This is a genomic window from Stenotrophomonas sp. YJH_SMC_133 (assembly GCF_059370655.1).
Genome location: NZ_JCAFTW010000001.1, coordinates 16,939 through 39,165, shown reverse-complemented (window position 1 = coordinate 39,165; position 22,227 = coordinate 16,939). Strand labels below are relative to the sequence as shown.

Genomic DNA, 22,227 nt, shown 5'->3' with positions numbered 1-22,227 from the left:
TTCCCGCGCCGCGGGCGTCGGCATGGTAAACCGAAAGTCGCGCCGTTCACGCCCGGCGTCGACGTTTTCAAGTTGTGGTCTGTCGTTTGGCGCGAGCCTGGATGATCGCTGCCACCAGCATGTCGCCGGTCACCGGCTTGCGCAGGAAACCATCGAAACCGGCAGCGAGCACCTGCGATTCGGCATACGCATCGGAGCGGGCGGTCACCGCCACCAGTGGCAGTTCGTAGCCCAGGGTGCGCAGCTGGCGGGCGATCGCAGTACCGTCCAGCGCAGGCAGGTCGAGATCGAGCAGGCCGACATCGAAGCCGTCGGTAGCGATCTCCGACAAAGCCCCCAGGCCATGCAGCACATGCACCACCTCATGGCCGCGGCTGCGCAGCAGGCCGGCGATGACCTCGGCCACGGTGGCATCGTCCTCCACCAGCAGGATGCGCAGTGGCGGCAGCATCGGCAGTGCCGGCGCTTCGCCCGTGGCGGCTGCCTGCCGGGTCCAGGGCAGCGGCAACCGCACCCGGAAACGCGCGCCCTTGCCTGGCTGGCTGTCCACTTCGATGCGCCCGCCCATCGCCACGGCCAGCTCCTGGCAGATCGCCAGGCCCAGCCCGCTTCCACCATAGCGCGAGGCCGTGCGCGGCCCCTCCGCCTGTTCGAATCGGTGGAACAGCCGCTCCTGCTGCTCGGCATTGATACCCGGACCACTGTCGTGCACTTCGAAGCAGAGACCGCCGCCGTTCTCTTCCAGGTGCACGGCCAGGCCGACATGACCGCGCTCGGTGAACTTGATGGCATTGCCCAGCAGGTTGAGCAGGATCTGCCGCACGCGCATCTCGTCGCCACTGACGCTGATCGGGCCGGGCGGATCGTCGCCACGCTGGAAATCCAGCTTGCGCTGTTTCGCCATGGGCTGCATCAGCGCCTGCACCTGGTCGAGCAGTCCGGCCAGGTCGAACGGACGCAGATCCAGCTCCAGTCGACCGGCTTCGATGCGCGCGAGGTCCAGCGCATCGTTGACCAACCGCAGCAGATGGCTGCCGGCCTGCTGGATGGAGCCGGCATAGCTGCGCTGCACCGGGTCCAGCGGTGTGGCCAGCAGCAACTCGCTCATGCCAAGCACGCCGGTCATCGGCGTGCGGACTTCATGCCCCAGCGTGGCCAGGAACCGGCTCTTGGCCTGCGAGGCCTGTTCGGCCAGCTCCTGCTTGTGCACGGTCAGCTGCCATTGCTGGCGACGGCGCAGGCGCGCACGGATCGACCAGACCAGGACGAGCAGCAGCAGCGAACCGATCAGGATGTAGCCGAAGATCGCCATGCCGCTGCGCCACCAGGGTGGCAGCACCTTCACCTGCAGCTGCTGCGAAGGCGTCCATGCACCATTGGCGGTGGCCGCCTGCACTTCGATGACGTAGCTGCCGGTCGGCAGTCGCGACAGCGTGCGCTGGCCGTCGCCGCCCTGCTCCACCCAGTTCTGGTCATACCCGCGTACCCGGAAGCGGTAGCGGTTGCCCTGGGGATTGGCATACGACAACAACCGTGCATCGATCTGCAGGTCGCGATCATCCGGTCCCAGCAGCAGGGTGCCGGTGTTCGGCAGCGGCTGCCAGCCGCGTGCATCGTCGCGGCGCACGCGCACCTCGGCAATCACCAGCGACGACCCGGGCAGCACCACGTCGTCGGCATTCACGTCGAATGCAACCAGGCCGGTCTGGGCGACGGCCAGAACGCGACCATCAGCATTCACCGCTGGCGGCCGGCTGGTGAACTCGGCATCGGACAGGCCATCGCGTTCATTGAACAACTGCAGGCGTCGTGCTTTCGGGTCCCAGCGCAGCAGGCCGCGCGGCGTGGTCGCCCACACCCGGCCATTGTCGGCCAATGCCAGGCCCCCCATGCTGACCGGCGGCACACCGGCGCTTCCATCAATGCGCTGGATCAGGCGCAGGCTCATGCCATCCCACTGGTAGCGCTCCAGCGCGCCCTGGCGGGCCAGCCACAACTGCTGCGGATCCACCCACACCAGGTCGTAGATCAGCCCGCGCGAGACCCCCGGCACCGCTTCGAAGCGACCGGCCTGCTCACGCCAGATGCCCATGTCGCCCATCACCCATGCCTTGCCATGGGCATCGAAGCGGATCTGCTCGATGGGTGAGTCGGCCGCCTTGCGGAAATCGTCGAGAGGATAGCTGCGCAGCACCCGGCCCTCCGCACTGCGCTGCTGCAGGCCCAGGTTCATCACCGAAAGCCAGACCGTGCCATCGGGTGCCTGCCGCATCAGGTCGATGCGCTGGCGCAGATCGGCGCCTCCACCGATGTGCCAGTCGTGCAGCGCGCGGGTGGCCGGGTCATACACGCTGATGCGGCCGGCACGCCCCAGCCACAGGCGCCCGTCCGACCGTGGCAGTACCGACCACACCGCACCGCTGCCGATCTCGCGGTCGCTGGCCAGCAGGCGCAACGTGCCGTGCGCGTCCAGCTGATACACGCCGTGCGCCGAACCCACGTAGTAGTTCTGGCCATCACTGGCCGCGCCCAGCAGGTACTGGCTGTCCAGCGGCTTGCCATCGAGCTGGTTCCAGATCGAGAAGCGGCGCCAGTCCGGCGGGAGGTAGGCCAGTCCCTGGGTCAGCAGGGCGACCCACAATCCGCCTTCATGGTCCTGCAGCAGATCGAGCACACCGCTCTGTGCAGTGAGGAAACCACTGCCGCGGTCGCCGTCGAGCCGCCATAGCGCACTTGCGTCGCCACGCAGCAGGCCATCGGACGTGCCCGCCCAGTAGCCGCCCTGGCGATCGGCCAGCACCAGCGCCGAGCGCAGGCCGGCGCTGTCGCTCCAGCGCGGACGACTGACCCGGTCCTGCGCATCGATGCGGTACAGGCCATCGTTCTGGCTGCCGACCCAGATCGAGCCATCCGGATCGCGGCTCATCCGCAGCACGCTCAATGCGCCCAGCGCGTGCGGTGCCACGGGCTCGAAGTCACGGCCATTCCAGCGTGCGACGCCGGCCTCGGTACCGATCCACAGGCGCCCCCGCGCATCGACCAGGCTGCTGTAGATGGTGTTGCTGGGCAGGCCGTCGGCACGGGCCGGGTCGTGCTTGAAGAAGCGCAGGCTGCCGTCCTCCCCGAACCGGCAGATACCCTGGCTGCTGGTGCCGATCCACAACGCATCCCCGGCGTAGGCCAGCGTCCAGAACTGGCCCAGGCACGGACCATTGACCGCATCGAAGGTCTTGAACCGCTCGCGGTCGGCATCCAGGCGGGCCACGCCCTTGCCATTGATGCCCACCCACACGCGGTCCAGCGGATCGACCAGCAGGGTCTCGATCTCGTTGCCGGGCAACGAACCGGGCTGTTCCGGGTCATGTTCCCAGACCCGCAGCGAGCTGCCGTCGTAGCGCACCAGACCGCCATCGGTTGCGGCCCAGACATGGCCCTGGCGGTCCTCGGCCAGCGCCAGCACCATGCGCGAAGGCATGCCTTCGGCGGCACCGAAGCGCCGCAGGCGTGGTGTTTCTGCCATGTCCAGGGCTGCAGCCGCCGTGGCAGACGCCAACAGCAGCAGCCCCGTTGCCGCGATGCCCAGGCACCACAGGCGCCAGCTGCTCGTCATCCTGAACCCCCTGTCCTGTCCCGATTGTCACACAGGGCCGGGGTCATGGCTGCAACAGCCTGTTGCCGGGGCAGGACCACCACGAACTGTTGCAGCCATGCACGCATCCTTGGCAGGGGCCTGTGCGTATGATCACAGCGTACCCCTTCCGGAGCCCGCCATCGATGCGTCCCTGCCTGGCCCTGCTGCCGATGCTGCTCGCCACCGCTCCCGCCTGGGCGGATGCAGATACCTATCGCCTCGATCCGGTGCACACGCGTGTGCTGTTCAGCATCGACCACGCGGGCTACTCGCAGGCGATGGGCACGGTCTCCGGCAGTGAGGGCCGGCTGCAGTTCGATCCCGACAACTGGCGCGAAGCCACGTTGGACGTCGAAGTCCCCGTGTCGCGATTGGACCTTGGTGACGCCAAATGGAACCAGGCCACGCTGGCCCGCAGCCTTCTGGATGGCGAGCGTTTCCCGAAGGCACATTTCGTCTCCAGCCGGGTCGAACCGATCGATGCCAGGCGCGCCCACGTGATCGGCACCCTGACCCTGCGCGGGGTCAGCCAGGAGATCACGCTGGACGTGACCCTCAACGCCGTCAAGCGCTACCCCCTCCCCCCGTTCCGACGCACCGCCGGTTTTTCCGCCAGCACCACGCTGAGCCGGCGCGCGTTCGGCATCACCGCCTGGCCGGGCGTCATCGGTGATGCAGTACAGCTGAGGATCGAGGCTGAAGCCACCCTCGACCGCAGCGACGCCCCGGGAACTCCCGCTCCCGTTCCACACTCCGACCCCAAGACGGCCCCCTAGAGGACCCTTCATGACCGCCAAGAACACCCCCGCCGCCTGGGGGAGTGTCAGCCAGATCCTGCATTGGTTGATCGCATTGCTGATCCTCGCCCTGGGCGTGGTCGGCCTGACCATGGGCGAACTGCCCAAGACCCCCAAGTATTTCTGGGTCTATACCGCGCACAAGTCGATCGGCATCACCGTGCTGGCGCTCGTGCTCTTCCGCCTCGGCTGGCGCCTGTATGCCGGTGCCCCCAAGCCGGTGCCGGGCGTGCCCAGCTGGCAGGAACGCATCGCCAGTGCCACCCACGTGCTGCTCTACGTGCTGATGTTCGCCATCCCGCTGTCGGGCTGGCTGTACGACTCGGCCAGCGGCCTGCGCCCGTTCCGCTGGTTCGGCCTGGTCGACGTGCCCAAGCTGAGCGGTCCCGACCCGCAGGTGGTCGCGGTATCGCATGCCATCCACGAGTACGGCTTCTGGCTTTTGATCGCAGTGGTGCTGGCCCATGCCGGCGCTGCCTTCTACCACCACCTGTTCCAGCGCGATGCGACCTTGTCCCGCATGTTGCCGCGCGGCTGGCTCGCCTCCCCTCAGAAGGACTGACCGATGAACCTGAAACTGACCACTCCGGCCGCCGTGGCCGCCGCCCTGGCCGGCATGCTGGCCACCACCCCGGTGTTCGCCGCCGACTACGCACAGGCGCCCGGCGCCGGCTCGATCCTGGTGTTCGCCACCAAGTACGACGGCGAAGTGTTCACCGGCAGCTTCCCGGGCTTCGCCACCAAGCTCAGCTTCGACCCGGCCAATCCGGCCGCCGGTTCGCTGGACGTGGTGATCCCGCTGGCCGGCGCCAAGAGCGGCAACAGCGACCGTGACTCGACCCTGCAGACCGCCGACTTCTTCAATGTTGGCAAGTTCGCCACCGCACGCTACACCGCCAAGGGCTTCCGCGCGGTGGGCAATGACCAGTTCGCCGCCGATGGCACACTGGAGCTGCGAGGCGTCAGCAAGCCGGTCACCCTCACCTTCACCTGGAAGCCGGGCACCCAGCCGGTGCTGACCGGCAAGGCCACGGTCAAGCGCCTGGACTTCGGCGTCGGCGGCGGCGACTGGGCCGACACCAAGACCATCCCGGACGAAACCGCGATCAGCACGATCGTGAAGTTCGACGCGAAATAAACCGCCTCTGGTAGTGCCGGCCGCTGGCCGGCATCACCGGGCATCGCGGGGTTGCCGGCCAACGGCCGGCACTACCGATCGACGGCCAGCCAGGCCTGGACCGTGGCCGCGTCGAACGGCCAGTCCAGCTCACGGTCGCCGCGCTCGTCGCGCAGCACCGGCACCCGCGCGCCGTAGCGCGCTTCCAGCGCAGGCTGGTCATCCAGGAACACCGATTCGAACTCCGGTGCCCGCGCCTTGGCCAGCTCGGCCAGGGCCATGTCGCACAGGTGGCAGTCATCGCGCTGGAACAGGGTCAACACCGGTTTTGCTCCCTCTGCCGAAATGCTGCGCCGCAGCCATGGAAGTGCGGCATGAACCGCTAGAATAGCGGTCTCCTCCGGTACCCGCAGTACGGCAACCATGGCTGTCAGCACGTTCGACGTTTTCAAGATCGGCATTGGCCCGAGCTCCTCGCACACCGTCGGGCCGATGAAGGCCGCCGAGCGATTCATCCATCGCTGGCTGCTCGACCCGGGTCGCCTGAACGAAGTCGCGCGCATCCGCGCCGATGTCTATGGCTCGCTGGCGCTGACCGGCCGCGGCCATGGCACCGACAAGGCGATCCTGCTGGGCCTGGAAGGCCAGCGGCCGAACCTGATCGATCCGGACATCATTCCGGCCACCCTGGAGCGCATCCGCAGCAGCAAGCGCATCCAACTGATGGGCCAGCACGAGATCGCCTTCGACGAGAAGCGCGACCTCGGCATGAACAAGCGCCAGAAGCTGCCGTACCACACCAACGGCATGCGCTTCACCGCGTACAACGCCGAGGACGAGGTGATCGCCACCCGCGACTATTACTCGGTCGGTGGCGGCTTCGTGGTCAACCAGGACGACGCGGCCGATGACCGCATCGTGCCCGACGAAACCCCGCTGCCCTACCCGTTCAAGAGCGGCGACGAGCTGCTGGCGCAGACCGCGCGCAGCGGCCTGAGCATTGCCCAGCTGATGTTCGAGAACGAGAAGTGCTGGCGCAGCGAAGACGAGATCCGCGCCAACCTGCGCGAGATCTGGAGTGCGATGCAGTCGTGCGTGGCGCGCGGCATCCGCGAGGAAGGCGTGCTGCCGGGTGGCCTGAAGGTCGGCCGTCGTGCACCGGCGCTGTACCGCGAGCTGTCGTCGAAGCCGGAAGCAGCGATGCGCGATCCGCTGACCACGCTGGACTGGGTCAACCTGTACGCGCTGGCGGTGAACGAAGAGAACGCCGCCGGTGGTCGTGTGGTGACTGCGCCGACCAACGGCGCTGCCGGCGTGCTGCCGGCGGTGCTGCATTACTTCGACCGTTTCTGCCCCGGCGCCAACGAACAGCGCGTATTCGACTTCCTGCTGACCTCGGCAGCGATCGGCATCCTGTACAAGGAAAACGCCTCGATCTCCGGCGCCGAGGTGGGCTGCCAGGGCGAAGTGGGCGTGGCCTGCTCGATGGCGGCCGGTGGCCTGGTCGCAGCGCTGGGTGGCAACCCGAGCCAGATCGAGAATGCCGCGGAAATCGGCATGGAACACAACCTCGGCCTGACCTGTGATCCGATCGGCGGGCTGGTGCAGATCCCCTGCATCGAGCGCAATGCGATGGGCGCGGTGAAGGCGATCAATGCCTCGCGCATGGCGATGCGCGGCGACGGCAAGCACAAGGTGTCGCTGGACAAGGTGATCAAGACCATGCGCGATACCGGCCGCGACATGCAGGACAAGTACAAGGAAACCAGCCGTGGCGGCCTGGCGGTGAACGTCATCGAGTGTTGAGGTCGACCGGTCCCGGCGCGATGGCGCCGGGCCACAGGTAGAGTCGACCGTTGGTCGACTATCGCGCGCAGCGCGGGATTTTCGCTCGTTGTGGGGAAGGTAGTCGACTAACAGTCGACTCTACCCAGTCGCCCTTGCCCGGTCGGACGACACCGTCACTGCGTTCCGGTTAGGCTCGGGGCTCCCCTATCCAGGACCGCCCCATGCGCGTGATCGCTGCCGCCCTGCTTGCCTGCCTTCCACTGCCTGCGCTGGCCGCGCCCACTTACGGGTCGCGGCTGGAGGGTTTCGACTACGGCTATCCGGTGAAGACCTTCGCGCTGGAATCGCAGCGGCAGCCGCTGGAAATGGCCTACCTCGACATCGCGCCGAAGAAAGCACCCATCGGCGTGGTGGTGCTGCTGCACGGCAAGAACTTCTGTGCCGCCACCTGGAAGGAATCGATCAAGCCACTGGTCGCCGCCGGCTACCGGGTGATCGCCCCGGACCAGGTGGGTTTCTGCAAATCCAGCAAGCCCGAGCGCTACCAGTACAGCTTCGCGCAGCTGGCCGCCAACACCCATGCCCTGCTGCAACAGCTGCAACTGGGTGACGTCCCGGTGCACCTGGTCGGTCATTCGATGGGCGGCATGCTGGCGGTGCGCTATGCGCTGATGTTCCCGCAGGACCTGCGCAGCCTGTCACTGGTCAACCCGATCGGGCTGGAAGACTGGAAGGCGCTGGGTGTTCCCTGGCGCAGCGTGGACGCGTGGTACGCCGGCGAAATGAACATCAGCTATGACAGCATCCGCCACTACCAGCTGGACGTGTACTACGACGGCAAATGGAAGCCGGCATATGAACCGTGGGCGCGGATGCAGTCGGGCATGTACGAAGGCCCGGGCAAGCAGGCCGTTGCATGGAGCCAGGCGCTGGCCTCGGACATGGTGTTCAACCAGCCGGTGGTCTACGAACTCAAGAATGTTCAGGTGCCGACCACGCTGTTCATCGGCCAGAAGGACCGCACCGCGATCGGTCGCGACCTGGCGCCACCAGCGGTGAAGGCGACGCTGGGCAACTATCCGGTGCTCGGCAAGGCGGCAGCCGCGGCGATTCCCGGCGCGACGCTGATCGAGTTCGCCGAACTGGGCCATTCGCCGCAGGTGCAGGACCCGAAGCAGTTCAACGCGGCGTTGCTGAAGGCATTGAAGGCGCATTGAACGGCAGCCGTCCCCTGTAGAGCCGAGCCCATGCTCGGCTTATCCAGCAGGAGGGGATTTTGCCAGCAGCAGCCGAGCATGGGCTCGGCTCTACAGAAGCAGTGCGATCAGCCGACGATCCGCAGCACGTCATCCAGCAGCGCGGCGGCGGTGACTTCCGCGCCCGCGCCCGGGCCCTGGATCAACAACGGCTGGCGGTGATAGCGATCGCTGTGGATGGCCACCCGATTGTCGGTGCCCGCGCCCTGCGCCAACGGGTGATCGGCAGGCAACTCACGCAGGCCCACCTGCGCACCCTCGCCATCAACACGGCCAACGAAACGCAGCACGCGGCCATTGTCATGCGCCTGCTGCCAGCGCGCCTGCAACGGCGCATCCAGCTGCTCGAGCGCCGCCACCGCATCCTCCAGCGGCAGCGCTGCCAGCGCTTCAGGCACCAGTGAATCCACCTCTACCTGCGACGCATCCAGCGCCAACCCGCTGCTGCGAGCGAGGATCAGCAGCTTGCGACGCACGTCTTCACCGGAAAGGTCCAGGCGCGGATCGGGCTCGGTGTAGCCGGCAGCCAGCGCCTCGCGCACCGCCGCCGAGAACGGCGACTGGCCGTCATAGCGATGGAACAGCCACGCCAGCGAACCGGACAGCACGCCTTCGATGGCATGGATGTGATCGCCACCGGCCACCAGTGCACGCAGGCTGCTCAACAGCGGCAGGCCCGCGCCCACCGTCGCGCTGTCGCCATAGCGTGCGCCACTGTCGGCACAGCTTTCCGCAATGGCCTGCGCGCGGGCCAGCTGCGCACCACGCCCCAGCTTGTTGGCGGTCACCACATGCACGCCCCGCGCCAGCCACTGCACGTGGCGCGCGGCCACGTCTTCGCTGGCGGTGGCGTCGACCACCACGTCGCCACGCTCCAGTCCTTCCGCACTCGCCCACGGTGGCGAACTCTGGCCATCGCGCGGTGCACGCCGTGCCAGTTCCAGCGGCAAGGCCAGGTCACGATCGATCTCCAGCGCAGTGCGTGAATTGGCCAGCCACTGCACGCTGGGCAGTTCCAGCCCACGCGCCCGCAATGCCTGGTAACGCTGTACGAAGGCCGAGCCGACCGTGCCGGTGCCCAGCAGCGCCAGGCGTCCCACGCCCAGAGCAGGAATTTCTGCGGCGAGCGCGCTCATGCATCCACCACCTGTTTGCGGCGCGCAGCCGCATCAATCACCGCTTCGGCACGCTGCAGCGCGGCGCCGAGATCGGCCAACAGGTCACGCTCGGCCTCGATGCCAACCGACAGGCGCAGCAGGCCTTCGCTGATGCCGGCCGCAGCACGCGCTTCGGCGGTCATCGCCGCATGGGTCATGGTGGCGGGGTGCGCGATCAGGCTTTCGACGCCGCCCAGCGATTCGGCCAGGGTGAAACAGCGCAGGCCATCGACGAACGCGCGCACCGCCGCGTGCGGATCATCACCCGCGCAGTGCGCCAGTTCGAACGACAGCATCGCGCCAAAGCCACTCTGCTGGCGAGCAGCGATGGAGTGGCCCGGGTGATCGGCCAGACCCGGATAATAGACGCGGCCGACCGCCGGATGCTGGTCCAGCAGCGCAACGATCGACGTGGTGTTCTCCTGATGCACGCGCAGGCGCGCATCCAGCGTGCGCAGGCCGCGCAGGGTCAGGAAGGCATCAAACGGCGAACCCGTCAGGCCCAGCGCGTTGCCCCACCACACCAGCTGCTCATGCAGTGCCGGATCGCGCGCGACGATCGCACCACCCACCACGTCGCTGTGGCCGTTGATGTACTTGGTGGTGGAATGCAGCACCAGATCCGCACCGAATGACAGTGGTTGCTGCAGGGCCGGCGACAGGAAGGTGTTGTCGACCACAACCAGAGCACCTGCCTTGTGCGCGGCATCGATGACGAAGCGCAGGTCGGTGATGCGCAGCAGCGGATTGGACGGCGTTTCCACCAGCACCAGCTTCGGCTGGGTGGCCAGCGCCTGCGACAGCGCGCGCGGATCGGTCAGGTCGGCGGTGACCAGTTCGAAATGGCCCTTCTTCGCCAGCGCATTGAACAGCCGCCAGCTGCCACCGTACGCGTCGTGCGGCACGACCAGGGTATCGCCCGGCTGAAGCAGCGCGTTCAGCACCAGGTTGATCGCCCCCATGCCGGTGGCGGTGATCACGCCGCCCGCACCGCCTTCCAGCTCGGCCAGCGCTTCACCCAACAGGTCGCGGGTCGGGTTGCCACTGCGCGTGTAGTCGTACTGGCGCTTGTTGCCGAAGCCTTCAAAACTGAAGTTCGACGACAGCACGATCGGCGGCGTGACCGCGCCATGCGCGGTGTCCCGATCGATGCCGGCACGGACGGCGGCAGTGGTGCGGCTACAGGACGGCTCGTTGGCGTGCAGGCTCATGCGGACTCTCCAGAGGTGCGGAAGGCGGTGGCGAGGATCGCGTCGATGCGATCGGTTTCTTTGAGGAAGGCGTCGTGGCCATAGGGCGAGCGCAGCACGCGCAGGCTTCCGCGCGGCCCCAGCCCCTCGACCAGGCCGACCAGGTCGGCCAGCGGCACCAGGCGGTCACCCTCCACCGCGACCACCACGGTCGGCGGCAGGATGGCCGCGGGGTCCACGCGGTGCAGGTCGATCGATTCGGACAGGCGCAGGTAGGCGGTCACCGGCGTGCGCGCGACGTACTGCGCGCCGGCGGCGTCCAGATAGTCCTCGGCGGCGACCCGCACGCGGCCGTTGATCACTTCCGGCGCGGCGTCGAAGCGCTCGCCGAACTCTTCCGGGGTGCGGTAGCTGAGCATGGCGAACTGCCGGGCCAGCGCCAGGCCGTGGTCTTCGCCGCACTGCAGTTGGCCGAGGGCGACGGCGCGGCGCTGCAGTGCGCGCCAGGCCGCGGCATACGGGTGCGGACGATGCGCGCCGCTGGCCAGCACCAGCTGGCGCACCCGGGCTCGATGACGGATTGCGAACTGCTGGCCGACCAGCGCGCCATACGAGTAGCCGACGAAGGCCTTCAGCGTGCGGATACCCAGATGATCCAGCAGCAGCGCCAGCGCATCGGCCTGGTCAGCGGTATCGATCGGCACGTCCAACGCACCGTCGGCCCCGATGAAGTCGAACGCCAGTACGCGCAACTGCTGCGGATCCAGCGTGCGACCACTGCCGACCAGGTCTTCGGCCCAGCCCTTCTCGCTGAACTGTGCGTTGGACGCCACATGGCGATGGGCGGAAATGCCGCCGGCCAGCACCACCACCGGCGCATTGGCCGGGCCGACCCACTCATAGCGCAGGCGCACCGGGCTGGGGCCAGCGTGACGCATCGACAGCACCGCGGCGAACTCACCGCGCTCGGCATGCACGCGGTCTTCAACCGGCACGCTGACGGGGACAAAGGGTTCGGGGCGAACGGCGGTACTGGCAGCGAAGCTCATGGCGGGATCCGGTTGGGGAATCGGCCATCGAGCCTTCGCGGGGCTCGCGTTCGAGATGCACGTGCGGTGCATGGATCGAACCATCTTCCGGTGGACGCCACGGTCCCCGCAGGATTTGGCACCTACGCGAACGCTTTCGCATCCGCGGGCTGCCCCGGCTTCAAAGGGCCTGTCCCTCTGCCGGTCTCGATGGTGAGGCCACGATGCCAGCGCTTCCGGGCGCTGTCAATCCCTTCATGCGGATAAAGCGATGAATATTTTCGCGACAGGTATGCGAGAGGTGTCGCGGTCGCTCCGTTCAGGATCGGGTACAGTCCGGACGGTCCGTTTTCCTGAATCCGCTGATGCCACGCCTGCCCTTGACCTGCCTGCTCCTGCCGCTGCTGGCCAGCGCCTCTGCCGGCGCCAGCGACTGGCGCCAGGGCTGGGGGATGCTGCCGAAGGCGCCTGCCCCCGCCAGCGCGGAGGCGAAGGCCCCCCTTCCGATGGCCCAGCTGCGCCTGCAGTCGATCGGCGAACAGTGGCAGGCCCGGATCGACAACACCCTGGCCGGGCCGTTGCAGATCGAACTGCGCGCCGCCCCTGGGCACCCGGTCGACGGCTTGCCGGTGCAGTCACTGATACAGGGCGACAGCAGTCTGGTCGTCGGCCACCTCCCCGCGCCGGTCAACGGCCGGATGCTGGACCTGCGCCTGCAGTCGGTACCAGGCAACCCCGCCGCACAGGCCGAGGATGTGGCCTACCGCCTGCCCTTCGATGATGCACGCCCGCGCGTGGACCAGGCGCCGCAGGGCCGGTTCAGCCACGACGACGAGGAAAACCGCGACGCGGTCGACTTCGCACTGCCGGAGGGCACACTGGTGCTGGCCGCGCGCGAGGGCACTGTGATGCAGATCCAGGATGGCTTCCGAGGCAACGGCCAGGACCGCGAACGTGATGGTGCCCGCGCCAACTTCATCCGCGTGCTGCACAGCGACGGCAGCATGGCCCTGTACGGCCACCTGCAGGCCGGCGGCATGCGCGTGCGTCGCGGCCAGGCAGTGGGCGCCGGGCAGCCCATCGGCCTGTCCGGCAACAGCGGCTTCAGCAGCGCACCGCACCTGCACTTCGTGGTACAGGTCAACCGCGGCATGGGCCTGCGTTCGGTGCCGGCACGCATCTTCGCCGAACAGGGCCAGCTGCAGTTCGCCCGCCAGGGCGAGGCCGAGGGCGGCATCGGGCGCTGAACGGCCCCGGTCGGTATAATCGGGCGCTTATCTCTTTGAAAAGCGCCCCGGGTGGGCGCCACTGCCATGTCCGAAGTCGCCAACGAAGCGTCGCGTCGCCGCACCTTCGCCATCATTTCCCACCCTGACGCCGGCAAGACCACGCTGACCGAAAAGCTGCTGCTGTTCGGAGGCGCGATCCAGATGGCCGGTTCGGTCAAGGGCCGCAAGGCCGCCCGCCACGCCACCTCCGACTGGATGGCATTGGAAAAGGAACGCGGCATCTCCGTCACCTCTTCGGTGATGCAGTTCCCGTACGAAGACAAGATCGTCAACCTGCTCGACACCCCCGGCCACGCCGACTTCGGCGAGGACACCTACCGCGTGCTGACTGCGGTGGACTCGGCACTGATGGTGATCGACGTGGCCAAGGGCGTGGAAGAGCGCACCATCAAGCTGATGGAAGTGTGCCGCCTGCGCGATACCCCGATCATGACCTTCATCAACAAGCTCGACCGCGAGGGCAAGGACCCGATCGAGCTGCTGGATGAAGTGGAAACCGTGCTGGGCATCCAGTGCGCGCCGGTCACCTGGCCGATCGGCATGGGCCAGCGCCTGAAGGGCGTGGTCCACCTGCTGAGCGGCGAAGTGCACCTGTACGAGCCGGGCCGCAACTTCACCCGCCAGGACTCGACCATCTTCCCGTCCATCGACGCCCCCGGCCTGGCCGAGAAGATCGGTGCGCAGATGCTGGCCGACCTGCGCGACGAGCTGGAACTGGTGCAGGGCGCCAGCCATCCGTTCGACCTGGAGGCCTACCGCGCCGGCAAGCAGACCCCGGTGTTCTTCGGCTCGGGCGTGAACAACTTCGGCGTGCAGCCGCTGCTGGACTTCTTCGTCGAGCATGCGCCGTCGCCGCAGGCACGCTCCACCACCGGCCGCGAGATCGCCCCGGAAGAAAACAAGCTGACCGGCTTCGTGTTCAAGATCCAGGCCAACATGGACCCGCAGCACCGCGACCGCGTCGCGTTCATGCGCGTCTGCTCGGGCCGCTTCAGCGCCGGCATGAAGACCTTCCACGTGCGCACCGGCAAGGAAATGAAGCTGGCCAACGCACTGACCTTCATGGCCAGCGATCGTGAAATCGCCGCCGAAGCCTGGCCGGGCGATGTGATCGGCATCCACAACCACGGCACCATTTCCATCGGCGATACCTTTACCGAAGGCGAAGCGGTCACCTTCACCGGCATCCCCAACTTCGCGCCGGAACTGTTCCGCCGCGCGCGCCTGCGCGATCCGCTCAAGCTCAAGCAGCTGCAGAAGGGACTGGCCCAGCTGTCCGAAGAAGGCGCGACCCAGTTCTTCCGCCCTCTCACCAGCAACGACCTGATCCTGGGTGCGGTGGGTGTGCTGCAGTTCGACGTGGCGGCCTATCGCCTGAAGGACGAGTACGGCGTGGAAGCCACCTTCGAGCCGGTCAGCGTGACCACCGCGCGTTGGGTCCACTGCAGCAACGAGAAGAAGCTGGAAGAGTTCCGAGAAAAGAATGCGCTGAACCTGGCACTGGATGCAGCCGGCCACCTGGTCTACCTGGCACCGACCCGGGTCAACCTGCAGCTGGCGCAGGAACGCTCGCCGGACGTGCGTTTCTCGGCCACCCGCGAAGCGGCGCATACCGTTTCGGTGGGCTGATGCCAAGGGGTCGGATCCCTTTCCGCAGGAAAGGGCTCTGACCCCAGCCAACGCAAGGCAGGCATTCACCCACCATACGGTGACAGGCGTGCACGTATCGCCCATCGCGGCGATGATAAGGGGGTGCGGGTCCCCCTCCCCGCGAACAATGCCTACGCCATGTCCACGACGTCCATTGCTTCGATCCGTGAAGAAATCGCCAGCGCCCTGACCCATGGCCTGGGCGCGGTATTCGCCCTGGCCGCCAGCGCGGTGTTGATCACCCTGGCTGCGATCTACGGCGACGGCTGGCAGCTGGCCAGCGCGATCGTGTTCGGTATCGCGCTGTTGCTGCTGTACACCGCCTCCACGCTGTACCACGCCATCCAGCATCCGGTTGCCAAGGGCCGGTTGAAGGTGTTCGACCACTGCGCGATCTATGTGCTGATCGCGGGCACCTATACCCCGTTCACCCTGATCGGCCTGCGCGGTCCGTGGGGCTGGGGCCTGTTCACCGCGATCTGGGCGCTGGCGCTGGGCGGCGTGGTGTTCAAGCTGTTCTACACCGGCCGTTTCAAGGTGCTCTCAACGGTGATCTACATCGCCATGGGCTGGCTGGTGGTCGTGGCGATCAAGCCGATGTGGGCCTCGATCGATGGCGGCACCCTCACCTGGCTGTTCGCCGGCGGCCTGTCGTATACGCTGGGGACCTACTTCTACCACCGTGAATCGATCCCGTACTCGCATGCCATCTGGCACCTGTTCGTGATCGGCGGCAGCGTCTGCCACTTCGTCGCGGTCACCATGCAGGTGCTGTAAACGGCCGCTCGACGGCGGCGTGTGCACGCCATGCACATGGTCGCTTCGCGCCCTGTCCACGAACAGGGGGCAACCATGGCAGCGTGAATGCTGCCGCCTCCCCTGCCGCAAAGCGCACGTCCCGTTGGCGCCTCCGCCGCCCCGGCCCACGAGGCCGGCGCTGGCTCACGATCCTGGTCTTCCTGCTGGCGGCGATCCTGATACTGCTCGCGTTGTGGGACTGGAACTGGTTCAAGGGACCGGTGGAGCGCGCGGTACAGGCACGCACCGGCCGAGTGCTGCGCATCGGGAACCTTGATGTCGACCTCGGCCGCACCAGCACGATCCGCGCCGATGCGATCACCTTCGCCAATGCCAGCTGGGCGAAACAACCTGAGATGGCCAGCGCAGACCGCGTCGAGATCGACGTGCGGGTCTGGCCCCTGCTGCGCGGCAGCGTGCAGCTGCCCGAGGTGCGCCTGACCCGGCCGGACGTGCTGCTGGAAACCGCCCCGCGCAAGGGCGAGCCGGGCAACTGGGACTTCCTCGGTGACAGCGCCGGCGGCACAAGCCCGCAGCTCAAACGCCTGCGCATCGACGATGGTCGGCTGCAGTTCATCGATGCACTGGGCCGCACCGACATCCGCGTGGGCGTGCGCAGCGGTCAGCCGAAACAGGCCGATGCCTCACCGCCGCTGCTGGTACAGGGCAAAGGCCACTGGCAAGGCAACCCGTTCACCCTGCGCGGTGGCACCGAATCTCCGCTGGAACTGACCGACAGCGACCACCCGTTCCGCATCCACCTCGACGGTCGCGCCGGCGCTACCCACGCGGTGGCCAGTGGCACGCTGACCAATCCGTTCCAGCTGCGGGTGTTCGACCTGCAGTTCGCACTCAGCGGGCAGGACCTGTCGGACCTGTACCCGCTGCTCGGCATTGCCATCCCGCCCTCACCGCCCTACGCCTTGGACGGACGGCTGAAGCGCGACCACAACGTCTGGCGCTACGACAGCTTCACCGGGAAGGTCGGTGACAGCGACCTCGCTGGCAACCTGCAGTTCGAGGTGGGACGCGACCGTCCACGGCTGACCGCGACACTGGAATCCAGGCGCCTGGACTTCGATGACCTGGCCGGCTTCGTGGGAGCGCCACCGAAGACCGGCGGCGGCGAAACCGCGAATGCGGAGCAAAAGGCACAGGCCGCCCGCGTCGCCGCCAGCAGCCGGGTATTGCCCGACACGCCCTACAACCTGGGCAAACTGCGTGCGATGGATGCCGACGTGCGCTGGAAGGCCCACCGCATCAACGCGCCCTCGTTGCCACTGGACGACATGGACGCGCACCTGCTGCTGGATGACGGCGTGCTGCGGCTGGACCCGCTGAACTTCGGCGTGGCCGGCGGCGATATCCGCAGCACGATCCGCATGGATGCACGCCAGGCGCAGATTCGCACTGCGTTGAGGGCCAGCGTACGCGGCGTGCAACTGGGCCAGCTTTTCCCGGATGCGAAGCTGGCCGAGCAGGCCAAGGGCGGCATCGGCGGCGAAGTGGACCTGAGCGGGCGCGGCAACTCGATCGCCGCCATGCTCGGCAGCAGCAGCGGTAAGGTCGGGCTGGCGATGGGCCGTGGCCATGTCGGCAACCTGGTGATGGAACTGGCCGGGCTGGATATCACCGAATCACTGAAGTTCCTGGTGACCGGTGACAAGCAGATTCCGCTGCGCTGCGCCTTCGCCGACTTCGGTGTGCAGGACGGCCTGATGACCAGCCAGGCACTGGCGGTGGACACCACCGATACCATCCTCATCGGCGAAGGCACGGTCAGCCTGCGCGACGAGACCCTGGACCTGCTGCTGAAACCGCGCCCCAAGGACAAGAGCATCCTGGTACTGCGGTCACCGTTGCATATCAGCGGCACGTTCAAGGACCCGTCGTTCCGCCCTGACTTCAAGGCGTTGGGTATTCGCGGCGCGGTGGCCCTGGCACTGGGCAGCATTGCCCCGCCGGCAGCGCTGCTGGCTACGATTGAACTGGGGCCGGGCAAGGATGCCGACTGCGGTGGGCAGTATGCGAAGTAGGAGCGTTCGTTCGTGGCGCCTGGATTGATCGTGGTTTGAGGGGGACGGGTGACCCAGGCAGGACACGCCCATGCCCTCAGCCTCCCCCGCATCAGGAAGGCGCTGCTTTGGCTTTGGCTTTGGCCCTGGCTTTGAGCTTCGAAAAGCGGGCCGGCGGGCCGCAGGCCCGCCAGCGAAAAACTCATCCCGCCACGATGTACTGCTGCAGCTGATCCAGCTCCCTGCGCTGCGCATCGATCACCGACTTCACCAGGTCGCCAATGGAAATCACCCCCAGCACCTGCGCGCCCTCCACCACCGGCAGGTGGCGGATGCGGTAGTCGGTCACCAGCTGCAGGCAATGCTCCACCTGTTCGCCCGGCGACACCGTCACCACCTGCGTCGTCATGATCTCGGCCACCGCCGTATCGCGCGAAGAACGATCACGCAACACGATCTTGCGCGCGTAATCGCGCTCCGAAAGGATCCCGACCAACCGTGGCCCGTCCATCACCAGGACCGCGCCAATGCCCTTTTCCGCCATCAACCGGATCGCATCGATCACCGCCGCATCCGGCGCGACCGCATGTACTTCAGGAGACTTGCCGTCCAACAGTTGCCGTACCGTGGTCATCTGCCTGCCCTCCGAGGGTGGGTTGCAGAGCCGAGTCTGCCACGGCGGATGCTAGCCACGCGTCAACCAGGTACAACGGCCGCTGCTTGGACTCTTCGTACAGGCGCCCCAGGTACTCACCGATCAGGCCCAGCGCGATCAACTGCACCCCGCCCAGGAACAGGATCACCGCCATCATCGTCGGCCAGCCCGCCACCCGGTCGCCGTACAGCGCGGCCTTGACGATCACCCACATGCCGAACACGAAGGCCACCGCCGCGGTTGCCAGCCCCAGGTAGGTCGCCGCGCGCAGGGGCACGGTCGAGAACCCGGTGATGCCTTCCAGGGCGAAGTTCCACAGCCGCCACAGGCTGAACTTGCTGGTGCCGGCCACGCGTGCGTGGCGGTGGTAGGGCACCGCCACGCGCTTGAAACCCACCCAGCTGAAAAGCCCCTTCATGAAACGATGGCGCTCACGCATCTCGCGCAGCGCACTCAGCGCGCGTGGTGACAGCAGGCGGAAATCCCCGGTGTCGGCCGGGATCGGCGTACGCGAAAGGCGCCCCATCACGCGGTAGAAGATCGCCGCCGTGGCACGCTTGATCCAGGCCTCGCCATCGCGCGCCAGGCGCGTGCCATAGACGTTGTCATGGCCCTCGCGCCAGCGCGCGACGAACTGCGGCACAAGCTCCGGCGGGTCCTGGCCATCGGCATCCAGGATCATCGCCGCCCCTTCGCGCACCAGGTCCAGGCCAGCGGTCAGTGCGGCTTCCTTGCCGAAATTGCGCGACAGCTTCAGCGCGGAGACCCGCGCGTCGGATTGGGCCAGGCGGGCGATCACCTCCCAGGTCCCGTCATGGCTGCCGTCGTCCACGTACAGAATGTGGCCGTCGATGTCGGGCAGCGCGTCGAGCACCGCGCACAACCGCGGATGCAGCAACGGCAGTGCCAGGGCCTCGTTGTAGGCGGCGATGACGAAAGTGAGCCGTTCGCGGGTCATGCCCGGATTGTACGTTGCCGCCGGCCGTAGATCAGGCGGCGCGCGCTCACTCTTCCGAAAGGTACGCGGCCCCGCCCAGCTGCCGTGCCTGGCGCTGGATCCAGGCGGCGCGCCGCTGCACGTACGGCCCTGGCTTTGCGGCGTTGTAGCGCCGCGGTGCCGGCAGCACCGCCGCCAACCGCGCGCTATCGGCCGGGCTCAACCTGGCCGCGTCCTTGCCCCAGAACTTCTGCGCCGCCGCCTGAGCTCCGTACACGCCATCACCGAACTCGGCGATGTTGGCGTACATCTCCAGGATGCGCTCCTTTGGCCACAGCGCTTCGATCAGCACGGTGTACCAGACCTCCAGCCCCTTGCGGATCCAGCTGCGGCCCTGCCAGAGGAACAGGTTCTTGGCCACCTGCTGGCTGATCGTGCTGGCGCCACGCAGTCGCCCGCCCTTGGCATTATGGTCGCGGGCCTTCTCGATCGCCTGCAGATCGAAGCCGTTGTGGTCGGGAAAACGCTGGTCCTCGGCGGCCACCAGCGAAATCGGCAGGCTCGGCGCCATCTGGTCAAGGTCGCGCCACTGGTAATGCAGGCGATAGGACCAATCGGCCTCGCCCAGCGCCTCGCCATAGCGCCACAGCATCACCATGGACACGGGCGGGTCGATGAACCGCAGCACCAGGACCTGCAGGCAGCTGAAAGCAGCCAGCAGCACCGGCAGCCACAGCAGCCGTTTCCAGCGCCAGCGCCTGCGGCGCGGGCCTTCTACGACAGCTTCCACCTTGTGCTGCTCTCCCCCTGCCCCCATTACTGGTGCATCCTTCTTCTATCTGGTTGTCGGCGCATTATCCGGCAACTGCCCCCGTTTACGCGCGATGTGAGCCGATGACCGCCAACTCCGATTCCCTGATCCGCTTCCTGCTCCCCGACGCCGGCGTCCGCGGCGTCCACGTGCACCTGCAGGCCACCTGGCAGGAAATCCTGTCCCACGCCGAGTACCCGGATACCGCCGCCGAACTGCTCGGCGAGGCCTGCGTGGCCTCGGCGCTGTTCACCGGCCATACCAAGATCGATGGACGCCTGTCGATCCAGCTGCGCAGCAGCACTGCCCTGCGCACCCTGTTCGCCGAATGCACCGCCGCCGGCACCCTGCGCGGTATCGCCCAGCTCAGCGAAGGCGGCGACGCGCCGCGCGACCTGTCCAGCCTGGGCGATGACGCGATCCTCGCCATCACCATCGAGAACCCCGGCCTGGACCCGCGTGAACCACAGCGCTACCAGAGCCTGGTCGGACTGACCGCACCGGAACTGGACGAGGCCTTCGAGGACTACTTCCGCCAGTCCGAGCAGCTGCCGACCCGCCTGCTGCTGGCGGCCGACCGCAATGGTGCCGCCGGCCTGCTGCTGCAGAAGCTGCCGGGCGACGAGGGCGACGAGGACGGCTGGGCGCGCGCCAGCGCCCTGTTCGAGACCCTGGGCAAGGCCGAACTGCTGGCCACCCCGGCCGAGCAGCTGCTGCACCGCCTGTTCCACGAAGAGAAGCCGGCGTTGATGGGCGAAAAGCCGCTGTCCTTTGCCTGCTCCTGTTCCCGCGAGCGGGTGGCGGCGATGCTGCAGTCGCTGGGTGAGGAGGAGGCCCGTGCAGCGGCTGCAGACACCGGCGCCGTCGAGGTCCGTTGCGAATTCTGCGGGCGTGAGTATCACTTTCCATTGACGGAGTTCGGCATACTGTTCCACGGCGCCCAGGGGGCTGTACCGGCGCCTGAACGGCTTCAATGAACGGCAGTCTTGTACCTGGGGAGGATCAAGGCTTGTTAAGAATTCATAAACACCCTAGGATCAAGTTCCCGTCCCCACGGGAACTTCCGTTGTCCGTCCCTGTCTGAACTGGTCCGATGCGTACCTTCCTGCGTCTACCGCTGGCCATGATGATCGCCCTTGGCGCGATCACGGGCGTGCATGCGCAGAGCAAGGACACCCGCACCGTGCTGCCGGTATGGAACAAGGGCAGCGGCAAGGTCGAGGCCCTGCTGTACCTGGAGCCGACCGGTGAGCAGGCGGCCGGGGCGCGCTGGCATTTCGGCCGCAACTCGCTGGATGCGGCCTTTGGCCTGTCCTCCGGCGATTCGCTGGGCCTGCTCTGCAGCAGCAGCGGGACCAGCATGAGCGGCCTGGCCAGCCACTGCATGCTGGCCAGCCTCGGCGACGAGGACGACCTCAACAGCCGGCGTTTCACCGGCACCGCCGCATTGAACCGTGGCAGCAGCCGCCTCGGCATCACCGCCGGCACCGGCCGTGAAACCCTGCCGGCATGGCTGGCAGGCCCGAACAAGACCCCTTCGCTGCGCGCCGAGCAGAATGACCTGACCGTGTTCGCGCAGAAGAACATCGGCCGCGAAGGCTTCGTGTCCATCGCCGGCACCTACGCCAAGGCCCGCCTGGTGCCGCTGGCCGACGCCTCGCCGGCCATTGCCGACCGCTGGGACAGCAAGAGCCTGAGCATCGGCGCCGGCTACGGCAATTTCACCGGCAGCATCATCGGCCGCGTCATCGACGTGCCCGGCAAGCCCGGCAAGTGGGAAGGCCTGGGTATCGGCCTGACCTGGCGCACGCCATGGTCCGGCCAGCTCACCGTGGGCGCCGAGAACGTGATCAGCCGCGGCAAGAATCCGTTCTCGCCACGCAACGAAAGCAACGACGACGGCACCGTGCCGTACGTGCGCTACGAGCAGGACCTGTAAGCTCCCTGCCGCCTCACCGCGACGCTTCCGCGCGCGCTCCCTTCGCCCATCCCCGTAATGACACCTCGCCGCCACCACGCGGCGATGCGCAAGCGCCTGTGCGCGGCCTGGTCCAGCACGGCTGCGCAAAGGCCTGCGCCATCAAGCCTGGCTGCCCCATGAAAAAAGC

19 protein-coding genes and 1 riboswitch are annotated in these 22,227 nt (G+C 67.4%); of the genes, 11 read left to right on the top strand and 8 right to left on the bottom strand.

All coding sequences use genetic code 11. From position 1 onward, the window contains the following. Positions 1-67: 67 nt before the first annotated feature. Positions 68-3,610: a sensor histidine kinase gene (locus AC5P78_RS00160; RefSeq protein ID WP_049396073.1), complete on the bottom strand. Its 3,543-nt coding sequence runs from the start codon at positions 3,608-3,610 to the stop codon at positions 68-70. A 164-nt stretch (positions 3,611-3,774) separates the two neighbouring features. On the opposite strand from AC5P78_RS00160, the gene AC5P78_RS00155 reads away from it, so the two are divergent. Genes AC5P78_RS00155 through AC5P78_RS00145 form a run of 3 tightly spaced genes read left to right on the top strand, consistent with a single transcriptional unit; the run spans position 3,775 to position 5,566 of the window. Further along, a complete protein-coding gene (locus AC5P78_RS00155; RefSeq protein WP_414498541.1) occupies positions 3,775-4,407 on the top strand; it encodes a YceI family protein in 633 nt (210 codons plus the stop codon). Positions 4,408-4,417: 10 nt separating this feature from the next. Next, positions 4,418-4,990 carry a cytochrome b gene (locus tag AC5P78_RS00150; RefSeq protein ID WP_005410672.1) on the top strand — a complete coding sequence of 191 codons (573 nt, stop codon included), beginning with the start codon at positions 4,418-4,420 and terminating at the stop codon, positions 4,988-4,990. Positions 4,991-4,993: 3 nt separating this feature from the next. Then, positions 4,994-5,566, top strand: coding sequence for a YceI family protein (locus tag AC5P78_RS00145; protein ID WP_005414145.1), 573 nt, complete (start codon positions 4,994-4,996; stop codon positions 5,564-5,566). Between the two features lie 71 nt (positions 5,567-5,637). Here AC5P78_RS00145 and AC5P78_RS00140 read toward each other — a convergent pair whose 3' ends face one another. Beyond that, complete coding sequence (locus AC5P78_RS00140) at positions 5,638-5,868, bottom strand: glutaredoxin family protein (RefSeq protein ID WP_005414144.1); 231 nt, start codon at positions 5,866-5,868, stop codon at positions 5,638-5,640. A gap of 100 nt (positions 5,869-5,968) precedes the next feature. Between AC5P78_RS00140 and AC5P78_RS00135 the strand changes: the two genes are divergently transcribed. Together AC5P78_RS00135 and AC5P78_RS00130 are read left to right on the top strand one after the other, a co-directional pair. Continuing rightward, entirely contained in the window at positions 5,969-7,351 is a 1,383-nt protein-coding gene (locus AC5P78_RS00135) for an L-serine ammonia-lyase (protein ID WP_005410675.1), read from the top strand. Between the two features lie 203 nt (positions 7,352-7,554). Continuing rightward, positions 7,555-8,550, top strand: a complete 996-nt coding sequence (locus AC5P78_RS00130; protein ID WP_414498540.1) for an alpha/beta fold hydrolase — start codon at positions 7,555-7,557, stop codon at positions 8,548-8,550. Positions 8,551-8,657: 107 nt separating this feature from the next. Here the strand turns inward: AC5P78_RS00130 and AC5P78_RS00125 are convergent, their stop codons facing one another. The 3 genes from AC5P78_RS00125 to metX are packed head-to-tail and all read right to left on the bottom strand — an operon-like array spanning position 8,658 to position 11,985. After that, on the bottom strand, positions 8,658-9,725 hold the full coding sequence (locus AC5P78_RS00125) for a homoserine dehydrogenase family protein (protein WP_049404532.1): 1,068 nt from the start codon (positions 9,723-9,725) through the stop codon (positions 8,658-8,660). Beyond that, on the bottom strand, positions 9,722-10,957 hold the full coding sequence (locus tag AC5P78_RS00120) for an O-succinylhomoserine (thiol)-lyase (RefSeq protein ID WP_059035134.1): 1,236 nt from the start codon (positions 10,955-10,957) through the stop codon (positions 9,722-9,724). The genes AC5P78_RS00125 and AC5P78_RS00120 overlap by 4 nt, the downstream gene beginning before the upstream one ends. Then, positions 10,954-11,985, bottom strand: a complete 1,032-nt coding sequence (metX, locus tag AC5P78_RS00115; protein WP_005410679.1) for a homoserine O-succinyltransferase MetX — start codon at positions 11,983-11,985, stop codon at positions 10,954-10,956. Before metX ends, AC5P78_RS00120 begins: the two co-directional genes overlap by 4 nt. A 77-nt stretch (positions 11,986-12,062) precedes the next feature. Further along, a riboswitch (SAM riboswitch) is annotated at positions 12,063-12,181 on the bottom strand. Positions 12,182-12,329: 148 nt separating this feature from the next. Between metX and AC5P78_RS00110 the strand changes: the two genes are divergently transcribed. From AC5P78_RS00110 to AC5P78_RS00095, 4 genes are all read left to right on the top strand, one after another. After that, a complete protein-coding gene (locus AC5P78_RS00110) occupies positions 12,330-13,211 on the top strand; it encodes a M23 family metallopeptidase (protein ID WP_012481024.1) in 882 nt (293 codons plus the stop codon). A 66-nt stretch (positions 13,212-13,277) separates the two neighbouring features. Next, positions 13,278-14,882, top strand: coding sequence for a peptide chain release factor 3 (locus AC5P78_RS00105; protein WP_414498539.1), 1,605 nt, complete (start codon positions 13,278-13,280; stop codon positions 14,880-14,882). Between the two features lie 159 nt (positions 14,883-15,041). Beyond that, entirely contained in the window at positions 15,042-15,680 is a 639-nt protein-coding gene (trhA, locus tag AC5P78_RS00100; RefSeq protein ID WP_005410682.1) for a PAQR family membrane homeostasis protein TrhA, read from the top strand. Positions 15,681-15,763: 83 nt separating this feature from the next. Next, positions 15,764-17,737 (top strand): AsmA family protein, encoded by a 1,974-nt coding sequence (locus AC5P78_RS00095; RefSeq protein WP_495217138.1) that lies wholly within the window; start codon positions 15,764-15,766, stop codon positions 17,735-17,737. A 181-nt stretch (positions 17,738-17,918) separates the two neighbouring features. On the opposite strand, the gene AC5P78_RS00090 is transcribed toward AC5P78_RS00095, so the two are convergent. From AC5P78_RS00090 to mtgA, 3 genes are read right to left on the bottom strand one after another with little or no spacing between them, the layout of a single operon-like run. Then, positions 17,919-18,350: a CBS domain-containing protein gene (locus AC5P78_RS00090; RefSeq protein ID WP_005414236.1), complete on the bottom strand. Its 432-nt coding sequence runs from the start codon at positions 18,348-18,350 to the stop codon at positions 17,919-17,921. Continuing rightward, on the bottom strand, positions 18,310-19,329 hold the full coding sequence (locus tag AC5P78_RS00085) for a glycosyltransferase family 2 protein (protein ID WP_005410685.1): 1,020 nt from the start codon (positions 19,327-19,329) through the stop codon (positions 18,310-18,312). The genes AC5P78_RS00090 and AC5P78_RS00085 overlap by 41 nt, the downstream gene beginning before the upstream one ends. Before the next feature lie 46 nt (positions 19,330-19,375). Further along, entirely contained in the window at positions 19,376-20,125 is a 750-nt protein-coding gene (mtgA, locus tag AC5P78_RS00080) for a monofunctional biosynthetic peptidoglycan transglycosylase (protein WP_005410686.1), read from the bottom strand. Positions 20,126-20,202: 77 nt separating this feature from the next. Between mtgA and hslO the strand changes: the two genes are divergently transcribed. Next, positions 20,203-21,096: an Hsp33 family molecular chaperone HslO gene (gene hslO / locus AC5P78_RS00075; RefSeq protein ID WP_005410687.1), complete on the top strand. Its 894-nt coding sequence runs from the start codon at positions 20,203-20,205 to the stop codon at positions 21,094-21,096. A gap of 149 nt (positions 21,097-21,245) precedes the next feature. Next, complete coding sequence (locus tag AC5P78_RS00070) at positions 21,246-22,058, top strand: XOO1806 family protein (RefSeq protein WP_024956328.1); 813 nt, start codon at positions 21,246-21,248, stop codon at positions 22,056-22,058. Positions 22,059-22,227 lie beyond the last annotated feature (169 nt).